Genomic DNA, 21,723 nt, shown 5'->3' with positions numbered 1-21,723 from the left:
CTACGCCATTAAAATTGGATTCTTCCCATCCCATCAAATTGGGATTTGGGAAGGCGAAATTCCAATTTGGATCTGGAATGAATGCGGATGTAACTTGCACCTTTCGGAGCTTCTCCACTCCAACTATATCCCGTTTTTGTTTCTGTAAATAACTCTTGTTTGATGCGATTTCTGTCCGCATTCAAAAAATAAATTTCCACAAGGGATGATTTGGAATTGGTTTCCAAAAAGATCCTACTATTTCGTAGGCCACTCGATTCCATCAATTTCCATTCCCAAGTTTTGCCATGGAATTCGTATTCGAAGTTAGGTGACGTTGGTGGGATTGTATAGGCAATTTGGTATTCTCTCAGCTCGTTTTTACGAAACTCGGATCCGATACCCGAAACCAAAAATTTTTGGGAAAAAAACAAACTATAATTGAGAGGAAGGCCAATGGAAAGGATGAGAAGCAGTGGCGAAAACCAAATGGTTTTTCGAAACTTGTCAAAACTAGGAGAAAACCCCGTTCCCTTTCCACCTAACAATAGTAAAGAGAAACAAACAAAAGCCCCATCTGCATTTTGGATCTGAACTCCAAACAAAAATGGAAGGATTAACAAAATTCCTTGTCTCCATAACCCTCTTTCCCAAAGGGAAATCCCGATCAAAAATAAAAACACAAGGCTTCCCAAAATTCCCAAATCATACAGAATCCAATGATAAAACGTGGGAGGGAAATCCACAAATGTGATGGCTGACTCGATACCCTTTCTGGATGGAGAAAGTAAGTTCAGTGGGAAAGCACCAATTCCATTTCCCATCCAAGGGGATTCACTGATGCCTTGGTTTGCAAAGGCAATCAGTTCATAACGCACTAAATCCATATGTTGGAAGGCTAAACTTGGACTAGAAGGAAAGGATTTTAAGAATAACAAAATTCGATTTGCCAAAACCACAAGATCCCATTCTTTGGGGACCAAACTAATTCCATACATCACCAAACAACCGACAATCGGCAATAGAATATACAAACCAATTCTGATCAAAAGTTTGTTTCTGGGAGATGGAATCCATAGGTCTGTACAAGTTTGCACAAGTCCAATGGAAGTGAGTAAACCCCAAATGACCCAAAATGCTTTTCCTTGTTTGATCCCAAGCCAAGTGATGAGAATAAAAAAGAAAACTACCAAAAAAAAACTAAATCGTTCTTTGGAAGTCCGCCAAATGTGAGTTAACTTTGTGATCCACAAAAATCCAAGAACAGGCAAAATCCAGGAAGCAGATCCCGAATCTTGGAATAAACCAGTTGTGCGACCAGCACTGACACTTAGATGTGTTCCCAAAGAGAAAAATTCCAAACTCCAAAGAGACTGGATGGTCATAAAAAATAAATTCAGACCAAATCCTAAAAATAGTCCAAACCGAATTTGTTCCGACAAACTATCTTTAGACGGAGTGGGCATGGACCTCTCTTCCGAAAAGAAATACAAAATCACAAGTGTGAGTGGAATTAAAATCTTACACGAGAGACCCATCGCTTCTCTTGAGGAAAGACCAGGATTATATAAAAATTCTTGGATCCCTAATCCTGTGAAGATCCCAAAACCTTGGTATTTTAAAAAACACAAAATAGTAAGGCAAAGAATGAAAAATAAAAATCCAAAATAGGTAGAATACCAAATGGGAAGATTGGATTTTCCTGTGGGATTCCGAATCATCCAATCAGTGATGATTTGTTCCGATTGTTTGGGTAAAGCGGTTTCGTTTCTACCAAGTAACACAAGTAATGTTTCCCGTACCCATATCCCAAGGATGGATCCAAGGAAAAGTCCCACCAATTGGTAGGAACCAACCATCGGTAGTCCTGATAAATAAGGAAGGCGTACCATGGTGATGGCAGAAGCGCTGGTCCAAACCCTACCCCATTTCCTTTGGTACAGTTGTGGGAAAAATCCAAGGGAAAATTGTAAGAGGAAGGAAGGGTAAAAGATCGCTTCGGGAACGGGTTCCACATACCGGTGTAAGTTCCAAACGAGAAAACTAACAAAAAAGAAAAATCCTAAGTCAGCGATTGGTAAGGAACGAAACCGGTCTAAAAATCTCACGATGGAAAGAGTTTAAGGAATGGTATGGCAAATCAATTGTATTTTCTCTTGGGAAAAGAATTCGCAAAGGCTTAGTTAAATATGGGATTTCACAAACGACAGAAATAAAGGAAGATAATTGGCACGGGATAGGAAACAGGAAGGTGTGAAGTGGTCTCAAAATAGGAAGGCTTGGAGAAGTCTGGAAGAGGAAGAGAAAGGAAAATGGATGGTGGAGTGTGGGAGTAAAAAATCGATCGGTTTTCGAAGAATTCGATTCTCTCTAGTCGAGAGAATCTACATCCATTCCAGTTGTGGGGTATGCCGAAAGAGAATCCATTCGGTAACCACCAGCGCGGTTACGGCTTTTCGCCATTTGTTCCGCGAATTCTACAGTGAATCTTGTCCACGGGATCGCTTTGAGTCTAGCAAGAGGGATTTTTTTCTTTGTCCCTTCACAGATCCCATAGGTTCCGTTTTCAATTTTCTCTAAAGCGAGTTCAATTTCACGTAGAGTCTCAATTTCGTTTTCAGTCAAAACAGAAGTGAGCGCTTCTGAGTTGAGTTCGGATGCGATGTCTGCAATATCTCCCATTTCCTTGAGGCCAGAAGGAGAACTTGTGTCTTCCCACTGGTTGAGTTTGATGAGAAGAGATTCTTTTTTCTCTTGGAGGAGCTCACGCACCTCTTCGATGAACTTCTTGTCGACTCCCTTCTCGGCGGAGGATTTTGCAGCTGGTTTAGGCATCTTATTCCTTAGACTTTGGATTCCTTGTGATCCGTATGTGATTTGCAAAATTTGCAATATTTTTTTGTCACAAGTTTTTCCGACTTCGTCTTTTTGTTTTTAGTCTGGAAGTAATTTGACCGCCCAGGTATCGCACATGGGACACAGGTTAGTTTTATGATTTCTCTCATAATTTATGCCATGACGTACCGACCCCATATATAGTCAATTCACAATAGCGGGTTTTTTCGGCTCTCTTCGAAAATAGGTCGCAAAGAGACTCCCCAAGAGCGAATGTGTCAGGCTCGACAAAGCACTTGGGATTGCTGTGTTCGGATCGAGAAAATGGGTTTTTGCTAGCACTGCCCCAAGCCCTGAATTCTGCATTCCCACCTCAATCGAGATGGTTTGGGAGATCTTTGCATCACGTGTCAAGACCCAAGCGAAAAATCCCCCAAGTCCAAACCCACCCAAATGCAAACCAATTACGGCAAAGAAGATTCGGTAGTCTGAGGAAAGGATGGTTTCTTTCCCACTCGCAATGATGGAAGCCACAATCATGGCGATGAGGAGTACAGAAAGAACGGGAAATACATCTTTCGTTTTTTCAGTGGCCTTTGGGAAAAAGGATTTGAGAAGAAGGCCAAGTCCTACTGGTACTAGGATCACTTGGAATGTGGTAAAAACAAGGCCCAAGCGGTCAATCTCCAATCGACTCCCAATGAAAAAGGCAACAAGGGCTGGTGTGAATACAATTCCAAGGATTGTGGAGACAGATGTGAGTGTGACACTGAGTGGTACATTTGCTTTGGCAAGAAAGGTGATGACATTGGATGCCGTTCCCCCAGGACAACAAGAGACCAGGATGAGCCCTACTGCATACGCTTCTGGTAAATCAAACCAATACCCCAAAGCGTAACCTAACAGTGGCATGATGGTGTATTGCAAAACCGTTCCAATGAGAATTGGTTTGGGTTGTCGAAAGATCCGAAGAAAATCCTCTACTTCTAAGGAAAGCCCCATCCCAAGCATGATGAGCCCTAAACTATAGGTGATCCACGGGCCCTTAAACCAAACCAGTTTCTCTGGTTCTAAAAACCCAAACCCTGCAATTCCTAATAGTACAAGAGGAAAGGCGTTTACAATTTGTTTTGAGAGATGATTGAACACGAAAGTTTTTAATATCCTATGCCCAACCGATTACACCTGATCCAAATACGTTTGTAGATGGGACTTCACACGATTTACATGTTCTTCTTCAATTCCAATATGAGGTGCCATGCGAAGTCGCCCCAAACGAACCGCTGTGATGATGCCGTTCCTTTTGAGATGGGACTGGATGAGTTCCGGTTGGAATTTGTTTGCCTTTTTGTGCCCGGTGATGGCAAGGATTCCCGTTTTTACGTCAGGAAAAGCATCTGATTCTAAAGCAAAACCTAACCCGTGTAACATATCCTTTAACATCCCTGCTACTTCATAGATCCTTTCCTGGACACGTGAAAATCCAAGGGTGGACAACATTTTGAGTGAGGCATAAAAATAAATCCAATCATTGAAATTGATTGTACTTTGTTCAAATTGTTCTGCGGCAGGTTTCCATTCATCGCGGTATGGAAAATAATTGGAATCGTTGACAACACTTGCTTGTCCCTTAAATACCAATTGGAATCCTTTCGATTCTTCTTTGGAAATGTAAATGACACCAAGCCCCAAAGGCCCAAGTAACCATTTCCAAGCTGCAAAGGCACAAAAAGCCACTTTGGTTTTGGAAAAATCTAAGGGGATATGGCCCACCGCTTGGCTTCCGTCGATCACAAGTTTTGTATCAAAACGTTCACAAAGTTTGGAGACAGCATCCATATCAAATACCACACCCGTACACCAGTGAACAGGCGATAGGCTAAGGAGAAACACATCCTTTTTTTCCAATTCTTGTTTTAGATTTTCTAAAAATTCATTGGGGGTGTTCCCTACTTTCACAAAGTGTAAACTCACACCTTTGGTTTGCCAATGTTCCCAAGGATACACATTGCTTGGGTATTCATTTTCCAAAACCAAAATCCGTTTGGCTTTTGGGATTTGGATGCTATGAGAATAAAAATTCATCCCCTCACTTGTGTTATGTACGATTCCAATCTCTGTGGGATCACAATGTAAAATTTCAGCAATATACTGGCGAATTTCTTTTTTGATGAAGGGTTCCGAAAAATTAGGAGTAAAGATCCCCATTTTTGCATATTCTTGTAAGTAGACATTCATCATTTCAATGGCATAGGTCGACACAGGAGTGGTTCCACAATAGTTCAACCAAACCGATTCTTTTTGTACGGGGAAATACTCGGAAATGCCTTTCCAGTTGGAAAATGGAGGAAAGGAAGGGATCACAGAAGGTGTTTCAGACATGTAAAAAATAGAAATATCTGAAGCGACAGAAGAGAAAAGTAAAAAAAAATGGGACCGTGCAATCTTCTCGAGTTTACCTCTCTCGTTCTGCCTTTAGCCATAACATTGCCCTTTTTCGAAAACTGATTGGTCCCAAATCCAAATTCACAGCTGTTGTGAAATCGAATGCCTACGGACATGGCCTACTTGCCACTGCATCCATTGCTCTCGATGCTGGTGCCGATTACCTGGGTGTCAATTCTCTGGAAGAAGCACTCTCTATCCGCCGTGTGTTTTCCAAAGCCACCATCCTCATCATGGGAAGTATTCCCAATTTAGAGGAACGAAAAGCAGATTTAGCGGATGAAAACTTTTGGGTGATGGTTTCGCGTGTGGAAGAAATGGAAATGTTAGCAAAACTTTCTCCCACTCCCAAAATCCATCTGAAGGTCGACACGGGTATGAGTCGCTTGGGAATCCCTTATCAAAACGCAGAGGTGATTGCCAAAGAAATTTTTGAGAAAAAACTCCCACTGTCTGGAATCGCCACTCATTTTGCGAGTACGGAAGATTTCACCGAACATAGTTATTCCATGTTACAACTGGGTAGGTTCCAAGAATCGATTGATGCATTCGCTAAACAAGGGTTTATCGATCTTATTTGTCACTGTGCTTCTTCTGCTTCTGCCATGTTATTTTCAGAAGCCCGGATGGATCTTGTTCGTGTGGGAATTTCGCTTTATGGACTTTGGCCAAGTCTTGAAACCAAACTTTCCCTCTCTCTCATGAAAAAAGATGTGGGGATGTTAAAACCGGCTCTCAGTTGGAAAACCCAAATCCAACACATCCAAAACCTAAATCCAGGCACCTTTGTTGGGTATGGATCCACTTTCAAAACCACTCATGAAACAAAGCTTGCTGTTGTTCCCGTTGGGTATTATGAAGGCCTTGACCGAAAGCTTTCTAACCATGGTTATATGCTCATTCGAGGCGAACGTGCTAAAATTTTAGGAAGGATTTGTATGAATATGACGATGCTCGATATCACCCATATCCCCGATGCTAAAATTGGTGACGATGTTGTGATTTTGGGAAAATCTGGGAATGAAGTGATCTCTGCTGATGACCATGCCACTTGGACTGGAACCATCAATTATGAAGTAGTCACAAAAATTTTGGGATCCTTCCCTCGTATCATTGAAGACTAGAGGATCATATGTCAGAAAGACAAACATACAATTGGAAAAATCATAGACTTACTTATGTTAGGCATAAATCTCTCAATCCCAAATCCAAAGAAACCATTGTCCTCATTGGAGGTTGGTGTTCGGCAGCTGGGTATTGGGGTCTCAACATTCCTTTTTTTCGAACTTTGGGTGACGTCATCGAACTCGACTTAGTTGGTCATTACCCAGCCGAAATTTTTGATCAAAAAAAAGGTCTCACCCTCCAGGATTTTTTAGAAACGCAAGCCCAAGGGATTTGGGCATCCGCAGGAGAAAAAGACATCACACTCGTTGGTCACTCCACAGGTGGGATGGCAGTGCTTGCGATCGCATCCCTTTTCCCACAACGCATCAAACAAGTGATCGCCATTGCTCCTTATGTACATGGTCCCGTGCCGGGGATTTTAAAAATTGGGGTTGTGGGACTTCGAGCCAACTTAGGAACTTTTTTTGACTTTGGTTTTAAGATTGGGAAGTCATTGCCTAAGGCCTTACAAATTGGATTTTCGTATGGTGTGTATGATTCAGCGGCTTTCCATGCGAGAGAAGACATCAAACAATTCCTAAAAGAATACAGCCCTCAATTTGAATGTTTGAATGCAAGACAGATCCTCATGATCTTAGAGATGCTCGACCGCACAGACATTCGTCCCATCGTATTTGGAAACCAAGTACCAACACTCATTATGCGAGGGGAAGAAGATCCCATCATTCCAGGAAAGGATGTGATGGAATTAGAAAGAACAACACCGCATGTGAAAGCAGTTTTATTTTCTGAATGTGGACATTTTGTACATATGGAAAAACAAAAAGCAGCAGAAAAAGTGATGAAGGACTTTCTTCTGATGAAAAAATCTTCTGCCGCAAAGAAATCGTTTTTCTAAAATCAAAACTTTCGATGGTGTAAACTTGGTAAGGTAGATCGGATCTCCGCCAATCGATCCATTTCGATCTCGGCGATGGCAAACCCTTCTTCGAAATCGAGCTCCGCTAAAATCTCTCCCCAAGGAGAGATGATGAGTGAGTGACCAAATGTCTTTCGTTTTCCATGTGGGTCGTGTGTTCCTGTTTGGCCAGGTGCGAGAACATACATCAAATTTTCAATGGCTCTTGCCCGAAGCAGGACATGCCAATGCGCTTCTCCTGTTGGCACGGTAAATGCCGCTGGTAAAAAACACAAATCCACACCTTGTTTGGATAAAGCACGAAAGAGTTCGGGGAAACGTAAGTCGTAACAGATGGCGGATGAAATGTTTCCATATTCGGTAGCAATGACATCCGGAATTGTTTCGCCCCCTTCTGTACTATTGGATTCTTTGTAAAGAAATCCATCTCCCACAACCGCATCAAAAAGATGCACCTTGTGGTAACGAAACACTTCCTCACCTTGGGGATTCATGATGACAGCGGTGTTGAACACCTTTCCTGATGGTGCCTTTGTAGGGAACCCACCTCCTAAAAGATAAATCCCAAAATCCTTTGCCGTCTCTTTTAAAAAGGCAAAGGTTTCTTCCTCAATTTGGCCCAGTAGGTTTTGTTTTTCGGATTCACTTCCCATAAAGGAAAAATTTTCAGGAAGCCCAACAATCTTGGCACCGGCCTTTGCCGCTTCTTCCACAAGTTGCCTACACTTGGTTAGGTTATTTGAGACTCTTGCTGTACTTGTGACTTGCACAACGGCGGCTTTAAAATTCATTATCATAAATGAGGACTTTTATGAACCACCAATCAGAAAAAATCAATCATATCTTAGAAGCACTTCCTTATTTGATCAAATATTCTGGAAAAACCATTGTCATCAAATACGGTGGAGCGGCCATGGTGGAGGAAGAACTCAAAGCTTCTTTTGCCGAAGACATTGTTTTACTCAAATACTTAGGCATCAATCCAGTGGTGGTTCACGGTGGTGGCCCTGAGATCAATTCCCTCATCAAATCACTCAACCTCAATACACAGTTTATCCGTGGCCATCGTGTGACGGACGAAGCCACAATGGAAGTGGTGGAGATGGTGCTCACAGGAAAAGTGAACAAACAAATTGTTTCTCTCATCCAAGAGAAAGGTGGAAAACCTGTTGGCCTTTCCGGAAAGGATGGTGGCCTTGCCCTTGCGGAAAAATATCTGATGGAAGTGGAAGGCGAAGATGGGAAAACGCAAAAAGTCGATTTAGGCCTTGTGGGAGAGATCACATCTGTTGACCCCAATATTATCCTCACCTTACAACGTGAAGGTTTTATTCCGATCATCTCCCCAGTGGCCATGTCAAAAGAAGGCCAAACTCTCAATATCAATGCCGATACGATGGCAGGTGCCATTGCACAAGCCCTCCATGCAGACAAACTCATTTTACTCACAGACACACCAGGCATTCTCATTGATGGCAAATTGGTAACGGGTCTCAAAAAAGTCGATATTCATGCGTATATAAAAAGTGGACAGATCTCTGGTGGCATGATACCAAAAGTAGAGTGTTGTTTGGGTGCGATTGATTCTGGAGTCAAACGAGCTCATATCATCGACGGTCGAGTGCCTCATTCCGTTTTAATTGAAATTTTAACGAACCAAGGGATTGGAAGTTTGATCGAACAAGGATAGATTTGGATGCCTACGAAATTATTAACATTAAGTCTGATATCAGATATTACGAGTCGTATCAATTCACAAGAAGATCTAAACACCCTTCTCAGTGAAATTATGGGGATCACTCGTGATGTGTTACATACGGAAGGTTCCTCCCTACTCCTTTATGACAAAGAAAATGACCAATTGGTGTTTAATACCACAAGTGGTCTCAAAGAAGAATCGCTTGCCCACCTAACAGTTCCTAGGGGAAAAGGGATTGCGGGTATGGTTTTAGAAACACTGAAACCAGAAATTGTGAACGATGCCGCAAACGATCCTAGGATCTTCAAAGCGATAGACCAAAAGGTTGGTTACGTCACAAGAAATCTAATTTGTGTACCGATGGTGGCCCAAGGGGAAGTGCAAGGTGTTCTCGAAGCGGTGAACTCTCTCGACAACCGTGACTTCACTCAAACCGATATCAAAATCCTACGGTATCTTTCGAATCTCGCAGCGATTGCCGTGAAAAATCGTCTCCTCATTGATAATTTAAATCTCAGGGCAAACGAACTGAATTGCCTCTTCCAAATTTCACAGGCTCTTGCCAATATCCAAAGTTCGGATGAGTTTATGGACCTGGCGGTCAAAACGATTTCGGAAGTGTTACAAGTGGACCGTGTCTGCCTCAATTTCGAAAAAATTGAAAAACGAGGACTGCCCCGCTCTAAGTCCAAAGGATTTTCTGACCAAATCCATGATGAAGATGTGGTGGGACTTCTCTTCAATGATAAATCCGAATGGATGTTTAAGGGATTTAAAATCATCACAGCAAGTTCTCCACAAGGGATGCAACTCACCCATAAAGGACTTTTCCAACACAGTATGATTTTATTTCCCATTCTGAAAAACAAAGAATGGTTAGGTTCCCTTGTCGTTTCCGACAAAACATCTCGAACACGTTTTGATGAGATGGACATTCGTATCCTTCGTACTCTCACAAATCAAGTCGGGGAAGCTTACACTGCCTTACAAGTGAAGATCCAAAGTGAACGTTTGAAAAACATAGATCGTGACATGCAAGTGGCAGCCATGATCCAAAAACATTCCCTTCCCATCATTCCTAAACAATACTCACTTCTCGAATTTGATACCTACTACCAAGCGTCTCGTGAAATCGGTGGAGACTTTTATGATATGGTGGTACATGGAAAAGATGAAGTGTCTGTCATCATCGCCGATGTTTCAGGAAAAGGAACTCCAGCTGCCCTCTTTATGGAGTTTTCCAAAACTGTTTTGCAACAAGAAGTTTCGAAAACCACTTCCACGAGCGAAGCTCTCTTTAATGCGAACCAAATCTTACAAGACAAATCTGGTTTCCTAATGTTTGTCACAGCGATGCTTGTGCGTATCAACATGACAAAAAAAGAATTAACCTATTCTTCAGCGGGTCATAATTTACAAATCATCTATCGCAAAAAACACCATAAGATCCAACACCTTTCCGGCAAAGGACAACCTATGGGAATTGGCAAATGTGAATTTTCAGAACACACAGTCAGTTATTTGCCTGGTGATTTACTCGTACTATACACAGATGGTGTGACCGAAGCGATGAATACGAAAGAAGAACTCTTTTCGGAAGAAAGGCTTGAGTCTGTGATTCTATCTCATATCAACGACCCTCCAGAAGTGATTAGACAAGCGATTCTACAAAAAGTCAGTGAATTTGTGGGAGAAGCAGAACCTCATGATGACCTTTCTCTCTTTATCATCCGTCTAAACTAAAGATAAGGAGATTTTATGAGACGCATTTTATATGCAATGGCAGTTTTCTTTCGGTTGGATAAACTGCACAAAGCGATGTTAGATGCAGTCATTGAAACACGAGTCAAAAACGCACTGCAAACCTCTGACAAATTACGCAAAGAACAAGACAGGTTGCGGGAAAAAGAATTCCGCAAACAACTAGAAGACCTTCAAAACAACCACAACAGTAGTTTTGAAAATTATAAATTAGAAACGGAAAATTTAATCCGAATCTTCAAAAACCAAATCCTGGTCGAAAAAAAAGAAGTATTAAAAGAACGCGAAGTGGTCAAGGAAATGCAAAGGCAAGCCATGATCCGCGAAAACAGATTCCAACATTATATCCTACGTTTCAAAGAAATCCTTTTTGTGAACAAAAAGGTAGTGGAATCCATCCAAAGTTTGGTGAAAGTAGAATCGAACATCGAAGATCTATTATACGAGATTGACAATTACGATGAAAGTAAGTTTATCAAAAAACCAGAAATGATTTTGGATACCGAGTTCCTAAAAGAACTCCATAAAAAAGAAGAAGAAATCCGAGACAATATCCTCAAGTTCCAAAAGAAAGTAGAAAATAGCTGATCCTAATCGATCAGCCATATTCTTTATTGCCTTTTTCAGAAACTCAAGTCAATCTTCGATTTATCTTTGCCATCTCATTTTGTTTCCATAAGAAGTAGATGGCAGGATAAACCACAAGCTCTAGTGCAAAACTTGTCACAAGCCCACCAACCATTGGAGCCGCAATCCGTTTCATAAGATCAGAACCCGAACCCGTTGCCCACATGATGGGTAATAATCCAATAAAACCGGAAAGAACCGTCATCATCTTCGGTCGAATTCGGTGCACCGCTCCTTCGATGATGGCTAATTTTAGTTCCGGCAAACTCAAATTTGAATTTTGAGATTTATGTTTCTCATAAGAAAGATCTAAATACATGAGCATAAATACCCCAGTCTCAGCATCTAATCCAAGTAGTGCGATGATTCCTACCCATACGGCAACAGAAATTTGATAATCCAAAACATACAATAACCAAAATGCTCCAATCATAGAAAAGGGAACTGCCATTAATACGATCGCTGTTTTCATCACAGATTTGGTATTGATGTATAAAAGAAAAAAGATCAATACAAGTGTAATGGGAACTACAATCATCATGCGATTTCGAACACGAATGATATTTTCATATTGCCCACTCCATTCTAAAAAAACTCCTTTGGGAAGATTGACTTCTGAATCGACAATGCTCTTCAATCGATTTACAAATCCAAGTAAATCGGTGTCCGTAGTATCCACATATACGTACCCAGTCAAAAATCCATTTTCATCTCGGATCATGGTTGGCCCAATATTGTATTCCAATGTAGCGAGAAAACTTAGTGGGATATGTCCTCCATTTTTAGTAGGAATTAGTACTTTTGCGATCATTTCCAAACTATCACGATATTCTCTGGGATAACGGATTTGGATGGAATACCTTTCTCTTTTTTCGATGGTGGTGGAGATGGTTTCTCCCCCCAATGCAGAAAGTATGGTTTTTTGGATGTCTTCTATGGTTAAACCATACTTGGCTGCAAGTTCCCTTCTAATCTTGATATCGATATAATACCCACCCGAGGTACGTTCCGCAAAAATCGAACGAACATTTTTTTCTTTTTTCAAAACTGTTTCAATATGAATCCCCACTTCTTGGATTTCTTCCAGATTTTCGCCTAACACTTTGATACCGATCGGTGTTCGAATCCCTGTAGATAACATATCAATACGAGCTCGGATGGGTTGAGTCCAAGCATTTGAAAATCCTGGAATCTCCATTTGTTCGTTCATTTGTTTCACAAGCTCTTCTTTGGTAAGCCCTGGCCTCCAATCTTTTTCGGGTTTAAGAGTGACAACAATTTCAAACATAGAAATGGGAGATGGATCCGTGGAAGTATCGGCCCTTCCTGCTTTGCCATACACCGATTCCACTTCAGGAAAACTAACCAACCTCTGGTCCATAATCTTTAACACTCGTTCGGCTTCCCCAATACTAATCCCAGGAAGTGTGGTTGGCATGTATAAGATTGAACCTTCATTCAGGGGAGGCAAAAACTCAGTCCCTAATTTAAAATAAATGGGAACGGTGATTAAAAATAACAAAACGGCAGAGAGGATTGTTTTTTTGGGATGGTGTAAAACCAGTTTCACAACAGGTTCGTAAACCGAATACAAACGTTTGCTAATCGGATGATTTTTCTCTGCATAGTATTTCCCAACAAAGATACTTGTGAGAATGGAATTCACAATGGGTGTAAACTTGGTGTAAGGATCCATTCGAGTGAACAACATACGAAATGCAGGATCAACCGTAATGGCAAGAATGGCAGCAATCGCCATCGTTAAGTTTTTGGAGATTGCAAGTGGTCGAAATAATTTACCTTCTTGGTCAACCAAGGTAAAAATTGGAAAAAAAGCAACCGCGATGATGAGAAGTGAAAAGAAAACAGAAGGCCCCACTTCTAGAAGTGCTTCCAGTCGAATGGCATGGAAGTCACCCACTCGACCAGACGATTCCCATTCTTCTAATTTTTTATAAGCATTTTCCACCTCCACGATCGCTCCATCCACAAGTACACCAATCGATAAAGCAATCCCAGCCAAGGACATCAAATTGGAACCTATGTCAGCCAAATACATCGGTAAAAACGAAAGGATGACTGCGATTGGTATGGTAAGAATCGGAACAATCGCCGATGGGATATGCCAAAGGAAAATTAAAATGATAATGGAAACAACAATGATTTCCTCTGTTAACTTTTCTTTTAAGACACGAATGGTTTCATTGATGAGGATGGAACGATCATAGACAGGTTTGATTTTTAAACCTTTGGGTAAAGAGGCTTCCATTGACTTGATTTTCTCTTTTACCGATTCAATGACTCGCAGTGCATTTTCCCCATGCCGCATGATGATGATTCCAGAGACTTGGTCTCCTTCTCCATTCCAATCACCAACACCTCGCCTTAAGTCAGGACCATCTACAATTTTGGCAACTTGTGATAAATAAATGGGAGTTCCCAGGGAATTGGCACCTAACGAGATTTGTTCGATGTCTTCTTTCGATTGAACATACCCTCTCACACGGATCATATATTCGGCCCCGCCGATTTCGAGTAACCTCGCTCCTATGTCATCGTTTGATTTACGAACCGTATCAATGACTCGGTCCATATCGATTCCAAAAATTTGTAATTTTAAAGGATCAATTTGGATTTGGTATTGTTTTTTAAATCCACCCACAGTCGCCACTTCGGCTACTCCTGGAATTGAGTTTAGTAGATACTTCAACTTAAAATCTTGAAAGGATCGAATTTCAGCCAAATCCATTTGGTTTGTTTCATCCACTAAAACATATTGATAGATCCAACCAACACCAGTGGCATCAGGCCCCAAACTCAAGTTTACACCTGGAGGTAAATTATTTTGTAATTGGGAAATGTATTCGTTCACACGGGATCGGGCCCAATACAAATCGGTTCCATCTTCAAAAATAACATAAACGAAGGAGTAACCAAAATCGGAAAACCCACGAATTGCTTTTACCTTGGGAGCTCCTAACAATGACCTAACGATTGGATAAGTCACTTGGTCTTCAATGATATCGGGACTTCTATCCCACTTGGAATAAATGATGACCTGAGTATCAGACATATCAGGCAAAGCATCCAAAGGGATATGTTTCATGGCAAAAATTGACATCATTACTAAAAATAGAGCTGTAATGATGACCAAATATCGATTGTTAGCGGAAAATTTAATGATTGTGTTGATCATTTTTGTCACCACCTAACTTTAGTTTTGACTCTGAATCTAATAAAAAATTTGCCTTGGATACAATTTGATCCCCTTCTTCTAGGCCTTCCATTACCTCGACCCATTCTGTGGAGGTAAATCCAACTTTGATTTTTTTGGGAGCATAATGATTGGTTGCGGTTTTTTGATATACCAAATCAGATTTTCCCGTTGGAAGAATGGATTCTTTTGGAATTCTTAATACATTGGGTTTTTCAATTCCATAGGTTCCTTGCACATACATTTGTGGTTTAAAAAATTCTTGTGGGTCTTTCACCTCACACCAAACGGACAAGGTCCTTGTGTCTTGGTTGATCAAATTGCCCATCGCCACAATTTTTGCTTTGTTTGAATTTTTTGTATCTACCAGGTTCACCAAGTCAATGGACTTCCCCACTTTTAAGTAAGAGAGATCATTTTCATATACTTGAAACACTAAGAGTGCTGTTTGATTGAATCTTCCTGTCAAAAAGAGATTTGCGTTTTTAGAAAGAATGTATTGTATTTGTTTGTCACTCAAACCCAACTTGGTAAACCGCAAACGTATTCCGACTCGAATTTCTTTTCCCCATTCGTTCTCGGTTCCAATCGATTTGTATTCATTGGCAGTCGAAAAAATTTCAGGATCATACGCAACCTGTCCGCTGAGATTGATTATTTTGGTGATCGTTCCCTTTGTCACATGGATCGTATCTAAGTTTAGAATGGATTGTTTGTTCTCAGACAATTTAAGGTCAGGTTCTTTCGTTTGAGTATGGTATTCATGTTCCGATTCTGGGTTAAGAAGTGGATCTTCTTTTTTTACTAACTGCATTCCGCAAATTGGACATTCGCCAGGATGATCCATTTCAATCTGAGGATGCATAGGGCAAGTATATACATCCTTATGATTGTGTACTGTTTCACCACAAGAAACCAAAAAAAATGACGTGATTACAACGGCATATAACAATACTTTAACCTTCATGGTTTTCTCCTTCTGGCAACAAATGATTTGTTAGTTGCAATAATTTCAAAACAGATGTCCAACGTCTCAATTGGATTTGGTGTAACTGCGATTGCATCTCGAGTGTGTCCGTGATGAAATCATAACTTTCACCCAACACGCTATCTCCCTTGGCATACGCAGAAAGAGATGATTTGATGTTCTTTTGAAAGGATGGCAAAAGAATATTTTTAAAGTGATCAAACCTTTGTTTGTTTCCTTGCCATGCTTCAAACGTGGTTTGGTATTCCGATTTTAACCTAATTCTTTCCTTTTCTTTTTCTTTTTGTAACCTAGTGATACGTAAAGAGTTGGATTGGTTTAATTCATCCACTTTTGCCAATGACCAAACAGGGATACGAATGGTGACACCAGCACTCCAAAGATCACCCGCAAACTCTGGATTGTCCATAATGGCGACATTCAAAGGCCCACTATCAAGTAAAAAGGGTTTTCTCCTACGTTGCATATAACTCACAAAAAGTTCAAAATCAGGCAAATGTAGGATTTCATCTTTTTTCGATTCAATGATCGCTTTTGATTGGTTCACTTCCGCAAATTGAATGAGTGGAAACTTCGAAAGAGAATCACTCGACAAATCTTGTTCGATGCCATTTTCTTTTTGGGACAAATAATGAATGATCTCTTCTTCCGAAATTGTACTAACACCCACATGTTGTACGTAAAACTCTAAGGATTGTTTTAGTTCTTTAAGCGTGATCGTTTTCTCAAAAATTCGATCTTTCCATTTCTCAATTTGATTTTTTGTTTTCAGAACATTGGATAACTTTAGTTGCTCAGAAACATATTGGGAAGATTCTAACTTCGCTTTCGTATGTAATTGTTTTTCGATTTGGCTAAGATCATTGATTTCCCTTTCTATCGCCGCAATCGATAATACCAATTCAAAATAAGATCGAATGAATTCATTTTGAACCCAAACTCCACTCCAATAGTCCAACTCTGAATCAGTTTTCAGAATTTGTTTTTCCAAATTCAATCTACCTGGAAATGGAATTTCTTGAGAGATGGAATATTCTTTCCCCGTCATACTGGGTGTATCTGGTCTTACTCGATCGGTATCAAACCCCGAACGGTAAGGATAGGACCTGTATGCAAATCCAATTTTAGGATCTGGATATACATCTGCGTGTTTGGCTCGAAATTCTTTCTCTTTTGCCTCCAAAAACTTCAATGAAACTTCTGGATGTTTTTTTAATAATTCGTAAATTTTTTGATTTATCCCACTTTGACTACTGGCAGATAACTCCAGAAAGAATATGGGGTAAATCAGAACAATAGTATATTTAAATATATTTATATAATGTCTTCTCATAATATTACCTCCGATTTGAAGTTAAAAAATCGGGTTGGTTTAAATGAGAAGTTTTATGGTTTTTTGAAGGTCTTGGAACTGGTTTAGATCAGATAGGTGCGAGTTACTATGTATTTGAAACTCTGAGAAAATCACAGGTAGTTCCAATGTAGAAATGAAATACAGTTTTTGAATGGAGATACGAACTAATTTTGCAAATTCAATTTGAAACGAAATACCTTCTGATTTGGAAATTTCATTACACTGACAGGAATTCCCTGCTTTCGAACTTTCATCCCCCTCTTCCAAAGGTTCCGTATGGCAAGTCAAAGGGAAATCCTGTGAAGTCGCAGAAGAAACTTCCCCTTTCATGAGACCCAATTGAGGGCATTCGAAAAAACCTGCCGTACAAACCAAAACGAATGTAATGGCAGTTAGTAAAACTACACTCACGACTCGTTTTGTTTTTTTGGAAACAGGTCTCATAGGATTCTCTAACCAATTAGACGACAGCCCAATTCCAATGGAAGTGAAAAATCTTTCCTTTTTTATCCTTTCGACTTCATCGAATTCGGTTGGCCTGTGGAGGCAAGCAGTGCTCGCCACAACGTACTTCGTTCTGGTCGTAACACTTTGCGTTCCGCAATGGCAAGGGAGATGGGCATCACAGTGAACACATTGTTCCATATCCCCACTACACAACCCGTTCGACCAGCAAACGCCGCATGTACCGCGTTTTGTGCTAAGAACCCACAGAAAACAGAATCTTCTGCATTGGCAGGAACAGAACGAATGATGTAACTTGGATCGATGTATTTCAAATTGAGAGGTACGGCTTCTTTTTTAAAATACTCCGTGATTTTATCTTTTATAAAAACACCGATGTCCGCGAGTTTTTTATTTCCCGATTGGTCTTTTTCCCCTTTGTCTTCGAAGTACTTTTGTCCCGCCCCTTCTGCCACTATCACAACGGCATGTCCTCTTCGTTTGACACGATCCAGTAAAACAGGTAAAAAAGCACCTTCCCCTTCTAAATCAAAATCAAGTTCCGGGATGAGGACAAAGTTTACATTTTTGGAAGCCAGTGCTGAATTCACAGCGATGAATCCTGAATGGCGCCCCATCAGTTTGACAAGACCAATCCCATTTGGTGCGCCTTTTGCTTCTTCATGAGCACAATTGACAGCTTCCACCGCCTTACTAAAAGCAGTCGAGAACCCAAATGTTTTTTGGACATAATTGATGTCGTTGTCGATGGTTTTGGGAATGCCGACAATGGCGATGTCTTCTTTTCGTTTTCTCACTTCCTCTTGGATGGCCTGGGCACCGCGAAGAGTCCCATCGCCTCCAATGCAAAACAGCATCTTCACTCCATATAAAAACAAAGTATCCACCATCTCTTCGATCTTTTGGTTTCCCCTCGAAGACCCAAGGATGGATCCTCCAAAATTCATGATGTGGGCCACCTTATCGGGAGTGAGCTCAATCGGCCTATGTCCAAACTTTTTTACGAGTCCTTCATACCCAAAGGGAAACCCAAGAATTCTCGGCACTTTGTAACGGTAGTGTAACTCCATCACAAGCGCACGGATCACATCATTGATGCCAGGGCAAAGTCCCCCACAGGTCACAATCCCTGCCGTCACTTCTTCAGGTCGAAAATAGATCTTTTCTTTCGGGCCAGCTTGTTCAAAAAATACAGGACTCGAATCGATGGTTTTTTTGGCATCTTCCACGCCAGAAAAGATGGTTTGGAAGAGAACAACGGAATTGTCTTCCGTCCAGTAGTCATACCCAGCTGGGTTTGGGATGGTGCATGGTCCAAATTGTTCTACTTTGGTATCGTTTTGATTCATCGGTCTCACTTATAACAAAAAAAGAAAGAGAAGAAAGCAAATTTCATTGCCAAACAAAGGAAAATCAGGCAGAAATGCATTTAGATGCTAAAAAAGGTCGTACTTATCTCCATTCTCGTAACCATCACGAGCCTTTCGGTTTTAGCACAAGGCCTTCCTTTCTTTTCGAGTTATTCTTTTACTGATCCCAAAGCCTCCCTCTTCCAAGTAGGCGGTTCACATAACGGAAATTTGGCGATTCTAATCCCCTTTCGTTTCCCTAAAGAATTGGAACTGGGATCCAATTATGTTTTTTCAAAATCAAACGATCCCATGGCAGGCATTCAAATTTTTTCTCCCGTCATTCCGTTTACTTCCATCAATCCTTATCGTAACCCAGAAGGAAATTTTGACGTTCGACCAGAAAGGTCTAATGCCGCCATGCTTTCCTACCAACCCAATGTGACTTATGTGTATTACCGAAATGGTTTCACATTTGATTTAGGCCTTAGTATGGGAATGTCCCTCAACCAAGGTTCCAGTGGGTATGTCGATGTAGCAGAATCAAAAGTGCGAATCAAATACCGCCTCAATCGCAACTTGTTTTCTTTTATCAAAAACTCTCGTTGGGAATTATTTTTGCAACTCTCCGAATTACACCGGTTTGACGCATCCGAATACTCTAATCGTTTTAACTCGTCTATTCGTGCCCAAGAACCTTCTCGCACCAACTTCGTAGGAAGACAAGTGTACGTAACTCCAGGGATTAGTATCTCCAATAGCAACCTTACGTTTGAAGGGATGGTGCGAGTTCCGATTAACGCCAGAGAAGCTGGTCGCACGCTTGACGAACTATGGGCACCTGAGATCCAAGGAAACTTAGGACTCAAGTACTACATGCCTGTCACTCCTAGTCGTTCAAATTAAGAACGAGTTCAGTATCCCCCACTCCTGCCAGCGTCCCGTCCGGGTCCGATTGGCGAGCGCAAGAAAATCCCTGGCCACGCCTCCGTGGGAGACACTTCACTTGGTTAAGAAAAGAATTGATGAATGTTTATTTGGGCGCCTCGAATCCGTTAGTCGATTGGCATTTAATTCTATAACGATCGCGCTATTCGCTCCAATCTTTCCAGTCTGTTAGTTGACTAAAATAATTCAGTTTACGGAAAGGATTTCCGCTACTATCGCTGGCGCGAGGGAATGGGGGGGACAACCAGCTTACGTTCACTTAGTGTGTGGTGATAATATAATTTTGATTTAACTGCATTGATTTTTTTATTGACAAAACATATCCCATTCTCTTTGTGTTTGACGAAAATTAAATATGATTAAATATGATTAAATATCAAGAAATTCTCGTTTGTTTTGTATTTTCCCTCCTAACCGTTGCAAACTGTTCTACCGAAAAGAAATCTGATGACCTGACACAGCTTTTCTTACTAAATGCTTTAAATTCAAGCCGAACGACTGCTACCGCTTGTGGTTACCTACTCACTTCTGGTAGCACAATTGCTGCTGGTAAATTTGAAGTCAACCGCACATTGCGTACAATTGATACATGGGAATCCACGAAAAGCGGTTCTACCGAATCGCAGAGGGTATTACTGATCTTTACTGGTGTATCCAGCACAGATCGAATAAGATTTGTTTACTCAGGAACTGATTTAAACGATTTCAGCCCTGGGCGAACGAAATCAACCTCAACTACATGCCCTTTCCAAGCATCTACAATGGTAGATGGATTTAATACCTTAGGGTTGACTCGCGACAATTCAGTGAGCAACAGATGGCTCTATAATGCAAGTGGGACAACACCTTCACAATTTTCCATGTTAGTATCAAGAGATGATTTAGATGATCTTAGCCGAACACTAAGTGTAATCATCGAAAGCCAATAATCATGGTTCTCATTTCCTTCCTAGAAGATGTTAGTGAATTGAGGGAGGAATCATCACTTTTTTGTGTGATGATACATTTTGACTATGGATCGGTTTTATTTGCGAAATTTTATCCTTTGTATTTCCGCTACTATCGACACTTCGATAAACTCAGTGTCAATGGCGCGGGGGACTTGGGAGGGGGAAGACGGGTGTTAATTGCAATACGTATAATAATCTTTTGGCGGACAATAATAGAACTTTAGATAACTGCTGGGATTCGATTGGCTTTGCGAAATTCGTTTATCATCCCTGCCCTACCGGCTATCCGCATTGCAATTAAAAGCGCCTTATCAAAAAAGTATTGACGTATCCCCGTAACCGATTCTCCACAAACCGCGAGATGGAAACTGCCACTTGGAATCCAATCCCGTAGTAGGTGGTCTCTACCACACCTACTCCTGGAAACAAGCGCTTAAGAGAGATCACTCTCTTTTAAGCTTCGGTTTTCTCTCATTGTCTGCAAGTTTTGATTCAATAGTCTCTTCTGTAAAAGAAAAGAATTCCTTATATCTCGACAATCAACGGAACATTCATTTGTGCTAGTATAGTATTCACCTGACAGTTTCGAAAAGAAGCAGTGGTCACACATACTCTAATTAGAAAAATGATTTTTACCACAAAGTCATTTCCTAGGAGGGAAAATGCATGACCACCACCAATACCAACGTAAACACCAAAGCAGCGAGAAGAAAGCTAAATTTACTAGAGTTAGCAAATGAATTGAGCAATGTCAGTAAAGCCTGTAAGATCATGGGTTATTCCAGACAACAGTTTTATGAGATCAGAAGGAATTACCAAACGTTTGGATCAGAGGGTTTAATAGACAGAGTTTCAGGAGCTACTAACCCTCATCCAAACCGATTATCCGAAGAGCTCGAAAAAGTGATTCTGGATTATAGCCTTATTAATCCTACCCATGGTTCTATTCGTGTTGCACAACAATTGAATCTGAAAGGACACAGTGTTAGTTCAGGCGGAGTCCGAGGAGTCTGGACAAGAACTAAGCTTCTTACAAAACACCAACGACTTCTAAGACTCGAT

General features: G+C 40.9%; 19 protein-coding genes. 8 read left to right on the top strand and 11 right to left on the bottom strand.

What is annotated here, in order from left to right:
* Nucleotides 1–8: 8 nt before the first annotated feature.
* From EHQ59_RS03495 to EHQ59_RS03475, 5 genes are all read right to left on the bottom strand, one after another.
* Nucleotides 9–2,087, bottom strand: a complete 2,079-nt coding sequence (locus EHQ59_RS03495; RefSeq protein WP_135617764.1) for a hypothetical protein — start codon at nucleotides 2,085–2,087, stop codon at nucleotides 9–11.
* Nucleotides 2,088–2,349: 262 nt separating this feature from the next.
* A complete protein-coding gene (locus EHQ59_RS03490) occupies nucleotides 2,350–2,814 on the bottom strand; it encodes a TraR/DksA family transcriptional regulator (protein WP_012476636.1) in 465 nt (154 codons plus the stop codon).
* An 8-nt stretch (nucleotides 2,815–2,822) separates the two neighbouring features.
* A complete protein-coding gene (rpmG, locus tag EHQ59_RS03485; RefSeq protein ID WP_081431684.1) occupies nucleotides 2,823–2,984 on the bottom strand; it encodes a 50S ribosomal protein L33 in 162 nt (53 codons plus the stop codon).
* Between the two features lie 34 nt (nucleotides 2,985–3,018).
* Entirely contained in the window at nucleotides 3,019–3,963 is a 945-nt protein-coding gene (locus tag EHQ59_RS03480) for a bile acid:sodium symporter family protein (RefSeq protein WP_135617763.1), read from the bottom strand.
* Nucleotides 3,964–3,993: 30 nt separating this feature from the next.
* The gene (locus EHQ59_RS03475; protein ID WP_135617762.1) at nucleotides 3,994–5,196 is read right to left on the bottom strand and encodes an aminotransferase class V-fold PLP-dependent enzyme; all 1,203 of its coding nucleotides are present in this window, start codon (nucleotides 5,194–5,196) and stop codon (nucleotides 3,994–3,996) included.
* A gap of 56 nt (nucleotides 5,197–5,252) precedes the next feature.
* Between EHQ59_RS03475 and alr the strand changes: the two genes are divergently transcribed.
* Complete coding sequence (gene alr, locus EHQ59_RS03470) at nucleotides 5,253–6,383, top strand: alanine racemase (RefSeq protein ID WP_135617761.1); 1,131 nt, start codon at nucleotides 5,253–5,255, stop codon at nucleotides 6,381–6,383.
* Nucleotides 6,384–6,391: 8 nt separating this feature from the next.
* Nucleotides 6,392–7,285, top strand: a complete 894-nt coding sequence (locus tag EHQ59_RS03465) for an alpha/beta fold hydrolase (RefSeq protein WP_135617760.1) — start codon at nucleotides 6,392–6,394, stop codon at nucleotides 7,283–7,285.
* 2 nt (nucleotides 7,286–7,287) lie between these two features.
* Here EHQ59_RS03465 and EHQ59_RS03460 read toward each other — a convergent pair whose 3' ends face one another.
* Nucleotides 7,288–8,097, bottom strand: coding sequence for a carbon-nitrogen hydrolase family protein (locus EHQ59_RS03460; RefSeq protein ID WP_135617759.1), 810 nt, complete (start codon nucleotides 8,095–8,097; stop codon nucleotides 7,288–7,290).
* A 20-nt stretch (nucleotides 8,098–8,117) separates the two neighbouring features.
* Between EHQ59_RS03460 and argB the strand changes: the two genes are divergently transcribed.
* The 3 genes from argB to EHQ59_RS03445 are packed head-to-tail and all read left to right on the top strand — an operon-like array spanning nucleotide 8,118 to nucleotide 11,354.
* Entirely contained in the window at nucleotides 8,118–8,996 is an 879-nt protein-coding gene (argB, locus tag EHQ59_RS03455; RefSeq protein ID WP_135617758.1) for an acetylglutamate kinase, read from the top strand.
* 6 nt (nucleotides 8,997–9,002) lie between these two features.
* Nucleotides 9,003–10,748 (top strand): SpoIIE family protein phosphatase, encoded by a 1,746-nt coding sequence (locus EHQ59_RS03450; RefSeq protein WP_135617757.1) that lies wholly within the window; start codon nucleotides 9,003–9,005, stop codon nucleotides 10,746–10,748.
* Between the two features lie 15 nt (nucleotides 10,749–10,763).
* A complete protein-coding gene (locus tag EHQ59_RS03445) occupies nucleotides 10,764–11,354 on the top strand; it encodes a hypothetical protein (protein WP_135617756.1) in 591 nt (196 codons plus the stop codon).
* A gap of 43 nt (nucleotides 11,355–11,397) precedes the next feature.
* On the opposite strand, the gene EHQ59_RS03440 is transcribed toward EHQ59_RS03445, so the two are convergent.
* From EHQ59_RS03440 to EHQ59_RS03420, 5 genes are all read right to left on the bottom strand, one after another.
* Nucleotides 11,398–14,589 (bottom strand): efflux RND transporter permease subunit, encoded by a 3,192-nt coding sequence (locus EHQ59_RS03440; RefSeq protein WP_135617755.1) that lies wholly within the window; start codon nucleotides 14,587–14,589, stop codon nucleotides 11,398–11,400.
* Entirely contained in the window at nucleotides 14,570–15,574 is a 1,005-nt protein-coding gene (locus EHQ59_RS03435) for a heavy metal-binding domain-containing protein (protein ID WP_135617754.1), read from the bottom strand. Before EHQ59_RS03435 ends, EHQ59_RS03440 begins: the two co-directional genes overlap by 20 nt.
* On the bottom strand, nucleotides 15,564–16,787 hold the full coding sequence (locus tag EHQ59_RS03430; RefSeq protein ID WP_244245365.1) for a TolC family protein: 1,224 nt from the start codon (nucleotides 16,785–16,787) through the stop codon (nucleotides 15,564–15,566). The genes EHQ59_RS03435 and EHQ59_RS03430 overlap by 11 nt, the downstream gene beginning before the upstream one ends.
* A 180-nt stretch (nucleotides 16,788–16,967) precedes the next feature.
* A complete protein-coding gene (locus EHQ59_RS03425; protein WP_135617752.1) occupies nucleotides 16,968–17,393 on the bottom strand; it encodes a hypothetical protein in 426 nt (141 codons plus the stop codon).
* Nucleotides 17,394–17,455: 62 nt separating this feature from the next.
* Entirely contained in the window at nucleotides 17,456–18,763 is a 1,308-nt protein-coding gene (locus EHQ59_RS03420) for an ATP-dependent 6-phosphofructokinase (RefSeq protein WP_135617751.1), read from the bottom strand.
* Between the two features lie 84 nt (nucleotides 18,764–18,847).
* On the opposite strand from EHQ59_RS03420, the gene EHQ59_RS03415 reads away from it, so the two are divergent.
* The 3 genes from EHQ59_RS03415 to EHQ59_RS03405 all read left to right on the top strand — a co-directional run.
* Nucleotides 18,848–19,669, top strand: coding sequence for a hypothetical protein (locus EHQ59_RS03415; RefSeq protein WP_135617750.1), 822 nt, complete (start codon nucleotides 18,848–18,850; stop codon nucleotides 19,667–19,669).
* 407 nt (nucleotides 19,670–20,076) lie between these two features.
* Complete coding sequence (locus tag EHQ59_RS03410; RefSeq protein WP_135617749.1) at nucleotides 20,077–20,640, top strand: hypothetical protein; 564 nt, start codon at nucleotides 20,077–20,079, stop codon at nucleotides 20,638–20,640.
* A 687-nt stretch (nucleotides 20,641–21,327) separates the two neighbouring features.
* The coding region (locus EHQ59_RS03405) for a helix-turn-helix domain-containing protein (RefSeq protein WP_135617748.1) at nucleotides 21,328–21,723 on the top strand (396 nt) is incomplete at its 3' end.

This window comes from Leptospira kemamanensis, from assembly GCF_004769665.1.
Classification (GTDB): domain Bacteria; phylum Spirochaetota; class Leptospiria; order Leptospirales; family Leptospiraceae; genus Leptospira_A; species Leptospira_A kemamanensis.
The sequence above is the reverse complement of the archived record's forward strand: the minus strand, read 5'-3'. Positions and strand labels throughout refer to the sequence as shown.